Annotated in this window: 9 protein-coding genes and 1 pseudogene; 7 read left to right on the plus strand and 3 right to left on the minus strand. The window is 72.5% G+C overall.

Annotated elements, in window-relative coordinates; translation table 11 throughout:
* Window positions 1–19: 19 nt before the first annotated feature.
* Entirely contained in the window at window positions 20–1,861 is a 1,842-nt protein-coding gene (xsc, locus tag RBJ65_RS35585) for a sulfoacetaldehyde acetyltransferase (protein ID WP_306319551.1), read from the minus strand.
* A gap of 234 nt (window positions 1,862–2,095) precedes the next feature.
* Here xsc and RBJ65_RS35590 point away from each other — a divergent pair, with 234 nt between their 5' ends.
* Entirely contained in the window at window positions 2,096–2,872 is a 777-nt protein-coding gene (locus RBJ65_RS35590) for an IclR family transcriptional regulator (protein ID WP_306319552.1), read from the plus strand.
* Here the strand turns inward: RBJ65_RS35590 and RBJ65_RS35595 are convergent.
* A complete protein-coding gene (locus RBJ65_RS35595) occupies window positions 2,787–4,376 on the minus strand; it encodes a PLP-dependent aminotransferase family protein (RefSeq protein WP_306319553.1) in 1,590 nt (529 codons plus the stop codon). The two genes, RBJ65_RS35590 and RBJ65_RS35595, sit on opposite strands and share 86 nt — an antisense overlap.
* Window positions 4,377–4,599: 223 nt before the next feature.
* Between RBJ65_RS35595 and ald the strand changes: the two genes are divergently transcribed.
* The 3 genes from ald to RBJ65_RS35610 all read left to right on the plus strand — a co-directional run bounded on the left by ald (window position 4,600) and on the right by RBJ65_RS35610 (window position 8,768).
* The gene (gene ald / locus RBJ65_RS35600) at window positions 4,600–5,715 is read left to right on the plus strand and encodes an alanine dehydrogenase (protein WP_306319554.1); all 1,116 of its coding nucleotides are present in this window, start codon (window positions 4,600–4,602) and stop codon (window positions 5,713–5,715) included.
* 83 nt (window positions 5,716–5,798) lie between these two features.
* The gene (locus tag RBJ65_RS35605) at window positions 5,799–7,166 is read left to right on the plus strand and encodes an aspartate aminotransferase family protein (protein ID WP_306319555.1); all 1,368 of its coding nucleotides are present in this window, start codon (window positions 5,799–5,801) and stop codon (window positions 7,164–7,166) included.
* A 120-nt stretch (window positions 7,167–7,286) separates the two neighbouring features.
* Window positions 7,287–8,768 (plus strand): amino acid permease, encoded by a 1,482-nt coding sequence (locus RBJ65_RS35610; RefSeq protein ID WP_306319556.1) that lies wholly within the window; start codon window positions 7,287–7,289, stop codon window positions 8,766–8,768.
* Here RBJ65_RS35610 and RBJ65_RS35615 read toward each other — a convergent pair.
* On the minus strand, window positions 8,749–9,033 hold the full coding sequence (locus RBJ65_RS35615; protein ID WP_306319557.1) for a GntR family transcriptional regulator: 285 nt from the start codon (window positions 9,031–9,033) through the stop codon (window positions 8,749–8,751). The two genes, RBJ65_RS35610 and RBJ65_RS35615, sit on opposite strands and share 20 nt — an antisense overlap.
* A gap of 262 nt (window positions 9,034–9,295) precedes the next feature.
* Here RBJ65_RS35615 and RBJ65_RS35620 point away from each other — a divergent pair.
* The 3 genes and pseudogenes from RBJ65_RS35620 to RBJ65_RS35630 all read left to right on the plus strand — a co-directional run.
* Window positions 9,296–9,943 (plus strand): annotated as a pseudogene (locus tag RBJ65_RS35620) (MmgE/PrpD family protein); the annotation flags it as partial.
* A gap of 86 nt (window positions 9,944–10,029) precedes the next feature.
* The gene (locus RBJ65_RS35625; protein ID WP_306319558.1) at window positions 10,030–11,493 is read left to right on the plus strand and encodes a CehA/McbA family metallohydrolase; all 1,464 of its coding nucleotides are present in this window, start codon (window positions 10,030–10,032) and stop codon (window positions 11,491–11,493) included.
* Window positions 11,494–11,555: 62 nt separating this feature from the next.
* On the plus strand, window positions 11,556–12,740 hold the full coding sequence (locus RBJ65_RS35630; RefSeq protein ID WP_306319559.1) for an aminotransferase class V-fold PLP-dependent enzyme: 1,185 nt from the start codon (window positions 11,556–11,558) through the stop codon (window positions 12,738–12,740).
* Window positions 12,741–12,772 lie beyond the last annotated feature (32 nt).

The following is a 12,772-nucleotide window of genomic DNA, read 5'->3' on the forward strand; positions in this document are numbered from 1 at the left end:
GGGCAGGCGGTGGGAGCGCTCAGACGTAGTCCCGGTACTTGTCCAGGAACCGGACCGGCTTCGACAGCGCGTCACGGCGGAACGGATCGCCCAGCTCACGCGTCGTCATGACCTCGATGACCGTGGTGCGGCCCTCGTCCATCTGTGCCGCGACCGCCTTGGTCAGCGCCGGGCCGACGTCCTCGAGCCGGTCCACGACGACGCCGTCCGCGCCCATCGAGCGGGCGATCCCGGCGAACGACTCGCTCTCCAACTCGTCGGCCACGAACCGGCGGTCGTAGAAGTCGACCTGGTTCTTCTTCTCGGCGCCCCACTGCCGGTTGTGGAACACCACCGCCGTCACCGGGATGTCATGGCGTACGGCCGTCATGATCTCGCCCATGCTCATGCCCCACGCGCCGTCGCCCGCGTAGGCGACAGCCGGGCGCTCCGGCGCGGCCAGCTTGGCGCCGATGATCGTCGGCAGCGCGTAGCCGCAGTTGCCGAAGGACATCGGGGCGAAGAACGAGCGCGGCTCCTCGAAGCGGAGATAGCTGTGCGCGATCGAGTTGATGTTGCCGATGTCGGTGGACACCATCACGCGCGGCGGCAGCGCCTTCTCCAGCTCGCGCAGCACCTGACGCGGGTGCAGCCACGAGCCGTCCTCGCCGTCCTGCTCGGCGATCATGTCGAGGCTGTACGGGTCCGTCTCGTGGATCCAGCCGTCGAGCTCCTTCTCCCACGCGTCCTTCTCCGCGCGGATCGTCGCCGAACGCGCGGCGCGGTTCTGCTCGCAGGCGAGCGCGCGGCCTTCGAGCCGGCCGACGAGGGAGCGCGCGGCGGCGCCCGCGTCCCCGCAGATCCCGACCTCGATCTTCTTCACCAGGCCCAGCATCCGGTGGTCCGCGTCGATCTGGATGATCTTCGCGTCCTTGGGCCAGTACTCCATCCCGTACTGCGGCAGCGTGCCGAACGGGCCGAGCCGGGTGCCGAGCGCGACCACCACATCGGCCTGCGCGATCAGCTTCATCCCGGCCTTCGAGCCCTGGTAGCCGAGCGGCCCGCACCACAGCGGGTGGCTCGCGGGGAACGAGTCGTTGTGCTGGTACGAGTTGACGACCGGCGCGCCGAGCCGCTCGGCCAGCGCCTTGCACTCCTCGACCGCGTCACCCATGACGACGCCGCCACCGGAGACGATCACCGGGAACTCGGCCTCGGCGAGCAGCCGCGCCGCCTCCTCCAGGCTCCGCTCGCCGCCCGGCCCCCGGTCGAGCCGGGACGGGCGCGGGATCTCCGCCTCGATGTCACCGTAGAAGTGGTCGCGCGGGATGTTGAGCTGCGTCGGGCCCATCTCGCTCATCGCCCGGTCGAAGGCGCGGCCCGTGAACTCCGCCATCCGGCGCGGATTGTTCACGTGCGCCTGGTACTTGGTGAACTCCTCGAACATCGGGAGCTGGTTCGTCTCCTGGAAGCCACCGAGCCCCATGCCCATCGTGCCCGCCTCCGGGGTCACGACGACGACGGGGGAGTGCGCCCAGTAGGCCGCCGCGATGGCGGTGACACAGTTCGAGATGCCGGGCCCGTTCTGGCCGATGACGACGCCGTGCCGGCCGCTCGCCCGCGCGTAGCCGTCCGCCATGTGGCCCGCGCCCTGCTCGTGCACGACGGGGATCAGCTGGATGCCGGCCGGCGCGAAGATGTCCATCGCGTCCATGAAGGCCGAACCCATGATGCCGAAGATGTCCTTGACCCCGTGCGAGACGAGGGTCTCCACGAAGGACTCGGACGGGGTCATCCGTTGCACACCGGCGGCCACCCGACGGCCGTCCTCGGTCGTGAACTGGGGCTGCGGCGTGTTCGGCTGCGACGCGTTGCTGGCCATGGAGATTTCCACCCTTCGACGTGCGGTCGGTGCTGGTACGGGGTGGCGCATGTGCGGTGAGGGAGGGCAGGTTCCGGGATCCGGTACGTGGTGTTCCCAAAAACGGGACACGTCGAGGACCGTAGAACCGTCGTCTCGGGAGCGTCAACCGTGCGTACCGAAATCCGGGACCGGCTGCTACGTTCAGGCGCTCGGCAACTCGCCCTGCCCGACGGAGAGTTGAGGATGGTGCACATGGAAGACGGAACCCCGGCCCTGCGCCTGTTCGCCCTGCTGGAACTCATCGCCCGCACCGACCGCCTGGTCACCCTGACCGAACTGGTCGCCGAGACCGGGCTGCCGAAGCCCACCGTGCACCGGATGCTCGGGCAACTGGAGGGCGCGGGCCTCCTCGACCGGCAGGGCGACGGCCGTCGCTACGGCGCGGGCGGCCGGCTGCGCGCCTTCGCCGAGGACCTGCTCACCCACGACACCCACCACGCGGCCCGGCACGCGGTGCTGCGCCACCTCGTCGACGAGATCGGCGAGACCTGCAACCTGACCGCGCCCGCCGGACCCGAGGTCGTCTACCTCGACCGCGTCGAGACACCGGAACCGCTCCGCTTCGCCCTGCGCCCCGGCTCCCGGGTGCCCGTGCACTGCAGCGCCAGCGGAAAGCTCATCCTCGCGTTCCTGCCCGCCGCGCAACGCCGCAAGATCCTCACCGCGGCCCCGCTCAAGACGTTCACGCCGCGCACCCGCACCGACCCCGACGCCCTGGAGGCCGACCTGGAGCAGGTGCGCGAGGACGGATTCGCCCTGGACGACGAGGAGTTCCTGCCCGGTCTGGTGTGCGCAGCCGTGCCGGTGCCGCGCAGCCCGGAGGGCGACCCGGCGGGCTCCCGGGTGCGCCAGTGCGTGGCGCTCCAGGCGCCGGTCGTCCGGGTCAGCGTGGAGCGGGCCGTGGAGCTGGTGCCGGTGCTGCGGCGGGCGGCGGAGCGGATCGCGCGGGTGGAGGCGGACGAGGGGTGAACGTCTCACCGGGCGCCTGGGCGTGCGGCTGCCCGGTGTACGGCGGCAACTCCCGTACTACGTCGCCCAGGACGGCGATCCCCGGCTCGATCACGTCCGCACGCGGCGCGGCGAAACCGACCCGGAAGTGGCGCAGCGCATGCCGCTCCGGACCGTCGAGGAAGAAGATGTCACCCCGCTCCACCAGCACGCCCCGCTCCCGCGCCCGCGCCACCAGCTCCCGGCAGTCGAGACCTTCCGGCCCCGCCATCCACAGGCTCACCCCGCCCGGCGCCGGTGAACTCGCCCACGGCAGCGACGCGTTCACCGCGTCCCGCGTCAGCCGCCACTTCGACGCGAGGCGCGCCCTGCTGCGGCGTACCGCCCACTGGTAGTCGCCCGACTCGATGAGCAGGCCGAGCGCCCGCTGCAAGTGACCGGACGGGTGCCGCACCGAATACCGCCGCAACTCCCGCAGATGCGCCACGAGTTCCGCAGAGCCCACCAGATACCCGAGCCGCAGCCCCGGCGCGAGGAACTTGGAGAACGTGCCCAGGTACACCACCTGCCCCGTCGTGTCCTGCGACTTCAGCGCGGGCGTCGGGCTGCCCTCGTAGCGGAACTCGCTGTCGTAGTCGTCCTCCACGACGACCGTGCCCGCGTCCCTGGCCGCCGCGAGCAGCGCGCCCCGCCGCCCGGGACCCAAGGTGGCATTCGTCGGATGGTGGTGACTGGGCGTCACATGCAGCAGGTCGATGCCGCGCAGGGTGTCCGGCGGTCGCAGCCCGCCCTCGTCGACCGGCAGCGGACGCAGCCGGGCCCCGGCCCGCAGGAAGATGTGCCGCGCGTCCAGGTATCCGGGATCCTCCACCGCCGCCACCGCGCCGGGACCGAGCAGCGAGCGGCCCAGCAGGTACAGGCCCTGCTGCGAGCCGATCGTGATGAGCACCTCGTCCGCCTCCGCCGCGACACCCCGCGCGGGCAGCAGCCGGGAGCGGACCATGTCCACAAGCAGCGGGTCGTCGTCGGCCACGCAGTCCTGCAACGACCAGGCGGCGTGCGGCCGGTCGAGCGCCCGGTTCAGCGCCCGCACCCAGGCGCGGGCCGGAAAGGCCCGCGTCTCTACCTGCCCCGCCGGGAACGGGTACGGGTAGCGCGCCCAGTCCTGGTGCTTCTCGATGTGCGGCAGCCGGTCGCCCTCGCGGCCCCGCAGCCGCCCCGACCAGTCGAAGGCACCCTCGCGCGGGAGCGCGGGCCCGGGCTCAGCGTGCGGCGGCATCCGCGGATTGACGAAGAGACCCGACCGGGCCCGGCTCTCCACGAACCCCTCCGCGACCAGCTCCTGGTACGCGGCGGTCACCGTGTTCCGTGACACCCCCAACTCCTGGGCGAGCTCCCGCGAGGACGGCAGCCGGCCGCCCGCGTCGAGCCGCCCCGACGCGATGCCGTGCTCGATCGCCTGCCGCACCTGCCGGTACAGGGGCTCGCCGCGCCCCCGCTCGATCTCGATCAACGTACGTGGCACGTAGCGCCTCCGTCTCGCCGCCGTCGGCCTGGCACCCTCAGTGCGCACACAACTGGACCTGTTGCGGACGCCGTCCCCTTCGGCACGGTAGCCGTGGTGGCCCCGTCGCACGAGAGCGCGACCACCGACGCCACCCACCCCGTGCGGGCCCGCACCCACCGTGCGGCCTCCGCCCCCAACTCGTGTCGAGCGCACCCGTCCACGGACCGATGGGAGTCGCACCGTGAGGATCGGCATTCCGCGAGAAGTGAAGAACAACGAGTTCCGCGTCGCCCTGACCCCGGCCGGGGTCCACGAACTGACCGCACGCGGCCACACCGTCACCGTCGAAGAGGGCGCGGGCACCGGCTCCGCGCTGCCCGACGCCGACTACGCCGAGGCCGGCGCCCGCGTCCTGGCGGCGGCCGACGACGTGTGGGCCGCCTCCGACCTCGTCCTGAAGGTCAAGGAACCGGTCGCCGATGAGTACCACCGGCTCCGCCCCGACCAGACCCTGTTCACCTATCTCCACCTCGCCGCCTCCCGCGCCTGCACCGAGGCCCTGCTCGACGCGGGCACCACCGGCGTCGCCTACGAGACCGTGCAGGCGGCCGACGGCTCGCTGCCGCTGCTCTTCCCGATGTCCGAGGTCGCGGGGCGGCTCGCGCCGCAGGTCGGCTCGTACCATCTGATGCGCGGCGGAGGCGGGCGCGGCGTCCTGACCGGTGGTGTCTCCGGCACCCGCCCCGCCGGCGTCGTCGTCATCGGCGCCGGAGTCGCGGGCATGAACGCCGTCGCCGTCGCCACCGGCATGTGGGCCGACGTCGTCCTCCTCGACACCGACGTGCACAAGCTGCGCGCCGCCGACCGCATGTACCAGGGCCGCATCACGACCCTGGCCTCCAACCGGCTCGCTCTCGAACAGGCCGTCCTCGACGCCGACCTGGTGATCGGCGCCGTCCTCGTCCCCGGCGCCAAGGCGCCACGGCTCGTCGACAACGACCTCGTCGCCCGCATGAAGCCCGGCGCCGTCCTCGTCGACATCTCCGTCGACCAGGGCGGCTGCTTCGAGGACACCCGGCCCACCACGCACGCCGACCCCGTGTACCGGGTCCACGACACCCTCTTCTACTGCGTCGCCAACATGCCCGGCGCCGTCCCGCACACCTCCACCCACGCCCTCACCAACGTCACCCTGCCCTATGTCCAGGCCATCGCCGACCACGGTCTGCGGGCCGCCGCCGCGGCCGACCCGGCGCTGAAGCAAGGCATCAACACCCTTGCCGGACGCCTCACTTACCGCCCGGTGGCGGACGCCCACGACATGAAGCACGTCGACGTCGACCAAGCCCTGCTGTGACCACAAAGGCGTACGCGACAGGGACAGCGACGGCGACAGCGACAGCGACAGCGACCGTGAACGTGACAGCGAAGGAGCGCACCGTGCCCCAGGACCCCACCCTGCGTGCCAGGGCCCAACGTCACCTCGGCCCGCACTTCACCCGCCGGAGCGGCTGGTACGACACCCCGCCGCCGGTCTACGTCCGCGGCGAGGGATGTCACCTCTACGACGACGAGGGCAGGCGCCACCTCGACGGCCTCTCCGGCCTGTTCTGCGTGAACATCGGCCACGGCCGCGGTGACGTGGTGGCCGCCGGGGCCAAGCAGATGGAGACCCTCGCGTACTCCACCAACTGGGGCGCCGCCCACCCGCCCGCCATCGAGGCGGCGAGCCTCATCGCCGAACTCGCGCCCGGCGACCTGGACGTGACGTACTTCGTCAACTCCGGTTCGGAGGCCGTCGAGACCGCCATCAAGTTCGCCCGCCAGTACCACCGCTCGCAGGGACAGCCGGAGCGTACGAAGATCATCAGCCGGTCGATGGCCTACCACGGCGTCACCCTCGGCGCGCTCTCGGTGACCGGCCTCCCCAAGATCCGCGACCCCTTCGGCCCGCTCCTGCCGGGCATCCGGCACGTCCCCAACACCCTTGGATTCACCGGGGATTGCGGACCTGCCGCCGAGCTGGACTGCGTCCGCGCCATCGAACAGGTCATCGCCGAGGAGGGCCCGGAGACCATCGCGGCCGTCTTCGCCGAACCCGTGCAGAACGGCCGCGGCGCCCTCGTCCCGCCCGAAGGCTACTGGCGCGAACTGCGCCGCATCTGCGACGCCCACGGCATCCTGCTCGTCGCCGACGAGGTCATCTGTTCCTTCGGCCGGCTCGGCCACTGGTTCGGCAGCGCCGCCGAAGGTGTCGTACCCGACCTCGTCACCTTCGCCAAGGGAGCCACCTCCGGCTACGCCCCGCTCGGCGGCGCCATCGTCCGCGAACCCCTCGTCCGCGGCCTGTACGACTCGCCGCTCGGCGGCACCTTCACGCACGGCGCCACCTGGGGCGGCCACCCGGTGTCCACGGCCGTCGCCGTCGCCAACATCAGCGCGATGCGCGACGAGGACATCCCCGGAAACGTAAGGGAGTTGGGGCCGACCCTGCGCGCGGGACTCGACGAGATCGCGGCCCGCCACCCGGTCGTCGCCGACGTCCGGGGCACCGGATTCTTCTACGCGGTCGAATTCACCGCCGACCGGGACACCGGCCGGGAACTCACCGAGGAGCAGTCGACGCGGATCCTGCGCGAGATCCTGCCCGACGCGATGCGCCGCACGAACGTGGTGCTGCGGCCCGACGACCGGGGCGCGACGATGCTGATGATCGCGCCACCACTCGTCGCGGACCACGCGGTGCTCGGCGAACTCCTCGAAGGCGTCGAGGAGATGGTGGCCTCGGTCGACCGCGCCATCGGCTGACGTTTCAGCCTTGTGAACGGTTCGTTGAACACGCCCGATGCGCGGTCGGGCGTGCCCACACTGTCCGGCAGCGCCGCGTGATCATGACGCGGCGCGCAGCCATACGGAGAAGAGGCGGACGTGACGGACACCAGCGACCGATCCCTGCGGGAGCAGGGCACGAGCGGCGAGGAGCCCGGCGGACCAGGACTGCGCAGCGCGCTCAAGCAGCGCCACATGACACTCATCGCGATCGGCGGTGTCATCGGCGCGGGCCTCTTCGTCGGCAGCCGCGTCGTCATCCAGGACACCGGACCCGCCGCCGTCATCTCCTTCGCGCTCGCCGGCGGCCTGGTCATCCTCGTGATGCGGATGCTCGGCGAGATGGCCGTGGCCCGCCCCGCCGTCGGCTCCTTCCACGCCTACGCGCGCCTCGCCCTCGGCCCGCTGGGCAGCTTCACCATCGGCTGGCTGTACTGGTACTTCTGGGTCAACGTGGTGGCCCTGGAGGCGGTCGCGGGCGCGGAACTCGTCCGTGCCTGGCTCCCGGGCCTCCCGCTGTGGACGATCAGCCTCGCCCTGATGCTGATCCTCACCGCGGTCAACATGCTCTCCGTGAAGACCTTCGGCGAGTTCGAGTACTGGTTCTCCTCCATCAAGGTCGCCGCGATCACGGTGTTCCTCGTCGTCGGCCTCGTCTTCGTCGTCGGCCTGTGGCCCGGCGCGCACGACGCGGGCGGCGTCGACAACCTGACCGCGCACGGCGGCTTCCTGCCGATGGGCGTCGGACCGGTCCTCACCTCGATCATCCCGGCGGTCGGCTTCTTCACCGGCGCCGAGATCGCCGCGCTCGCCGCCGCCGAGTCCGCGGAACCGGGCCGCAACGTCGCCCGCGCGACCCGCTCCGTCGTCCTGCGCGTCCTGCTCTTCTACGTGGGCTCGATCTTCCTCGTCGTGGCGATCGTGCCGTGGAGCTCGGACAAGTTGAACGGCGGCCCGTACATCGCCGCCCTCCAGGAGATCGGCATCCCGGGCGCCGACACCCTCATGCGGATCCTCATCCTGATCGCGGTCCTCTCCTCCCTCAACGCGGGCCTCTACTCGGCCTCCCGCATCGTCTTCGCTCTCACCCGCGAGGGCGAGGCGCCACGCGGCCTCACCAAACTGAGCGGGAGCGGAGTCCCGCGCCGCGCCATCCTCCTCGCGACCGTCCTCGGCTACGTCGCCGTGGTCTTCGCCTACGTCTCCCCGGACACGGTCTTCTCGTTCATCGTGCACTCCTACGGAGCGGTCGCCCTCTTCGTCTACCTCCTCGTCGCCCTCTCCCAACTGCGCCTGCGCGCACGCCTGGAACGCGAGGACCCCGGCTCCCTGACCCTGAAGATGTGGGGCTACCCGTACCTGAGCTGGTTCACGATCGGCGCGATGGCCCTCGTCATCCTCGCCATGGCCGTCCTCCCGGCCACCCGCGCCGACTTCGCCGCGAGCCTCCTCACGGTCGTCGTCGTCCTGGCCTCGTACGCGCTGCTGCGCAGACGGCGCAGGGCGCGCGGCGAGCACCCCACGGACCCGGTCGACACCGACCCTGTCGACACCGATCCGGTCAACCGGCCGTCGGCATGAACGCCTTGGCGTGCGCCAGATGCGCCTCCTCGATCTCCGCCTCTGTGAGCACCCGCACCTCGACGCCGCGGTTCGGTCGCCGCACCAACAGGCCCTCCGCCGTGAGGACGTGAAGCGCCTCTCGCACCGTGCTGCGGGACACCCCGAGGCTCTCCGCGACCTGGCTCTCGCGCAGCGACGTGCCGCCCTCGATGGCACCCCGGTACATCTCCTCGCGCAGCGCTTGCCCGCGTCGGCGAGGCGGGCGCCGAGGCCCGGCCGCCACTCCCCCGCCGGGGTGCGGAATCCGCGCACGGGCGCGCCGGTCACCTGGCGCAGCCGGTCGGCTTCCCCGATGTCTGGCTCGCCACCGGATCGCAGGTCGCCGACTGGTGGCGCGCGAACCACCCCGTCAACGACCCCGGCCACCCGGCGGCCCTCTTCGCCGGGCTGCGGTCGAAGCGGGAGCACGCCGTATGACATCTCCGCGCCCACTCACCCGGCTCGCCCGACACATCACCGGCACCACGTAAGCCGACCTCCCCGAAGCCACCCGCCGCAAAGCCGTACTGCACCTTCTCGACACCCTGGGCGCCGGGCTCGCGGGCGCGCGCAGCGACGAGAGCCGGATCGCCCTTTCCGTACTTGGCGACGAGCCGGGCGACATCCCCGTGTGGGGGCGCCCGGAGCGGCTGACACCCCGGGCGGCGGCCCTGGTCAACGGCGTCTCCAGCCACGCCTGCGAGGTCGACGACACGGGTGGCTGCGACCACTCGGGCGCGGTCGTCGTCCCCGCCACCCTCGCCGCGGCCCAGCTCAGCCTCCCCTACGCGCTGGCCGCCGTCCTCGCCCACGGGCACGCGGGACTCGACGCGTACGCCGACGGCCGCAGGACCGGGGCGGCGGCCCGTGTCGCCATGGACCGCGTCGAGCTCCAGGTCGACGACGCGATGCCGCCGCAGGACGAGCCCGTCGTCACCGTCACCCGCACCGACGGGCGACGCCGCTCGCTCCGGGTCACCGAGCCCAGTGGCTCCCCGGGAAACCCGCTCGGCGAAGCGGCCGTCCGGGACAAGTTCCACGGTCTCGCCCGCCGCTCGCTCACGCCCGAACGGGCCCGGGAGTTGGAGGGCGCGGTATTCGGCCTGCCCGACGCGAGCGACGCGCGCGGACTCGGCGCGCTCCTCGTCCCGTAGGGCCTGTCCTGGCGGCCCCGGCGCACGCCCCCCCCACGCGTATGTTGACGGACGAGCCCGCCCGTGCCGCGCATCAAGGAGGCCGCGTGAACAGCCAGTGCGTCCTACGGGACAACCGCACCATCGACCCCTCCGCCACCATGGCCCAGTACCTCGACCGCGCCCTCACCCTCCCCGAAGGCGTTGGCACACTCCGCGTCGAGCTGGACTTCCACAAGGTCACGGACCGCTTCCAGCTCTACGCCGCCGCCCTCGACCCCGTCGGGTTCCTGCGCGGCCACGTCCAGTGCCCCGGCGACCCCGGGCCCAGGCGGCTGACCTTCGAGGTGGGGGAGGGACGGGCCAGTCCCGGCTGCCACCCGGGGCCGCTGCCCGCGGGGGAGTGGACGATCCGCGTCGACCTCGACCGGTTCACGCAAGGCGGCGACTACGAGCTGCGGGTGTACGTGACGGACACGGCGGCCGGCACCCCAACACCGGCTCCTGGTGGGCGAGTTGTGCGCAGCGCTACCAAGCCGTCACCCCAGTCGCCACTCCAGTCGCCATCCCAGTCGCCACCCGCCTGGCTGCGCGGCGAACTCCATTCGCACTCGCTCCACAGCGACGGCTCCGCCGACCTCCCCACCCTGCTCGACGCCGCACGCGCCGCCGGGCTCGACTTCCTCGCCGTCAGCGACCACTACACGTCGAGCCACTGGGCGCAGCTCACGAGCCTGGAGGAACAGGGGGCCGCCGACGGTCTCGTCCTGCTCCGCTCCATCGAGCTGACCTCCCACTTCGGCCACGCCAACCTGCACGGCCTGACCCGGTGGCCCGGAACGTACGTCGACGCCGAAGGATGGGACTTCGCCGACGCCGCCCGCGACGTCCACGACCAAGGCGGACTCGTGGGCGTCAACCACCCTTTCAGCGGCCGCCAGGCCTGGCGCAGGGACGACCACACCTGGGACGACATCGACCTCCTGGAGATCGACAACTTCGGCCAAGGGGCCAATAACGACGCGGCCGTCGGGCTGTGGGACCGCCTCCTCGCCGCCGGTCACCACATCACGGGCGTCGCCGGCACCGACTGCCACCACCCCCGGAAACCGGAACACCGACTCGGTCAAGTCACCACCCACGTACGGGCCGAGCCCACCCGCGAGGGCATCATCGGTGCGCTCCGGGCGGGCGACGCGTACGTGTCGCGAGGCGCCGGGCTGCGGCTGGCCGCCCACACGGACGGCGGCGGGCGCTGCGGCATGGGCGGGAGCGTGCCGCTGGACGGGGGACCCCTGCACCTCGACGTACACCTCGACACACCCCGCCCCGCCGTGCTGTTCGTCCTGCGCGGCGGGCTGCTGTGGCACATGGAACCCGTCGACGCCGAGGGGCCCGCGCACCTCCGCGTGACCGACTCGCGCCCGCTGCCCGGCCCCTACCGCGCCGAACTGCACGCCGCCAGCGACGACCCGTACTTCTGGGCCTCGTGCAACCGCTCGCACGCCTCCGCCCTCGCCGCCTCCAACCCCGTGTGGGCCACCCCCGCCACCCCCGCCCTCTGGCCGTGACGGACCCGCGGGTGACACCATCGCCCGGACCGACCCCGTCATCGGACGACCCGCGGAGCGACATGTCTTCCCACCCCCTCGACGCCTGGGCCCTCGACCCCGACGTACGCCACCTCAACCACGGCTCCTTCGGCGCCGTGCCCCGAGTCGCCCTCGACGCGCTGCGGGAGTTGCGTACGGAGATGGAGGGCAACCCGTGCCGGTGGTTCCGCGGGCTCCCGGAGCGGGTGGCGCCGGCCCGCGCGGAACTCGCCCGGCACCTGCGCGTCACCCCCGACACGCTCGCGCTCGTCCCCAACGCCAGCGCGGGTGTCAGCACGGTCCTCGGCGGGGTCGAACTCCCCGCCGGCAGCGAGGTGTTGCTGACGGACCACTCGTACGGCGCCGTCACCATGGGAGTGCGGCGCGCGGCCGAGCGTGCGGGCGCGCGGGTGCGGACCCTGCACATACCGCTCGACGCGACGCCCGAGGACATCGCCGCGCGCTTCGCCGACGCCCTCCGCGACAGCGCGGCACCGACCTCCCTCGTCGTCGTCGACCAGGTCACCTCGGCGACGGCCCGGCTCTTCCCGGTCGCCGACATCGCCGCGCACGCCCACGCGGCCGGCGCCCTCGTGCTCGTCGACGGGGCGCACGCGCCGGGCATGCTCGCCGACCCGGTCGCGGACGCGGGCGAGGCCGACTTCTGGGTGGGCAACCTGCACAAATGGCCCTGCGCGCCGCGCGGCACGGCGGCCCTCGTGGCGCGCGGCGACCTGGCCCAGCGGCTGTACCCGCTGACGGACTCCTGGGGCGCGCCGTACCCCTTCCCCGAGCGGTTCGACCATCAGGGCACGCTGGACCTCACGCCGTGGCTCGCGGCGCCGCGCTCCCTGGACTTCGTCGAGGAACGCTTCGGCTGGGACACCGCGCGCCACCGGATGGCCGAACTCGCCGGGCAGGCACAGAAGTTGCTCGCCGACGCGCTGGGCGTGGACACCGCCGCCGTCGACGGCAGCCCGGCCCCCGCCATGCGCCTCGTCCCACTGCCCGAGGGGACCGCCACCGACCAGGACGCCGCGCACGCCCTGCAACACCACATCGCCGACGCCATCGGCTGCGAGACCGCCGTCACGACCTGGAACGGCCGCGGCTTCCTCCGCCTGTCCGCACACCTCTACAACGACCTCGACGACTACGCGTACTTGGCCGACCGGCTGCCCGCGGCACTGGCCCAGTTCTCCGGGCGCCACGTCCACTCCGGTTAAGGTCGGGACCCACCCCACCTCGGAGGACACCC

The sequence above is a fragment of the Streptomyces sp. KL109B genome (assembly GCF_030766935.1).
In the GTDB taxonomy this organism is placed as follows: domain Bacteria; phylum Actinomycetota; class Actinomycetes; order Streptomycetales; family Streptomycetaceae; genus Streptomyces.

Bases quoted from the DNA above. Each gene is read 5' to 3' on its own strand.
- xsc (WP_306319551.1), bottom strand. From the start codon at position 1,861: ATGGCCAGCAACGCGTCGCAGCCGAACACGCCGCAGCCCCAGTTCACG.
- RBJ65_RS35590 (WP_306319552.1), top strand. From the start codon at position 2,096: ATGGAAGACGGAACCCCGGCCCTGCGCCTGTTCGCCCTGCTGGAACTC.
- RBJ65_RS35630 (WP_306319559.1), top strand. From the start codon at position 11,556: ATGTCTTCCCACCCCCTCGACGCCTGGGCCCTCGACCCCGACGTACGC.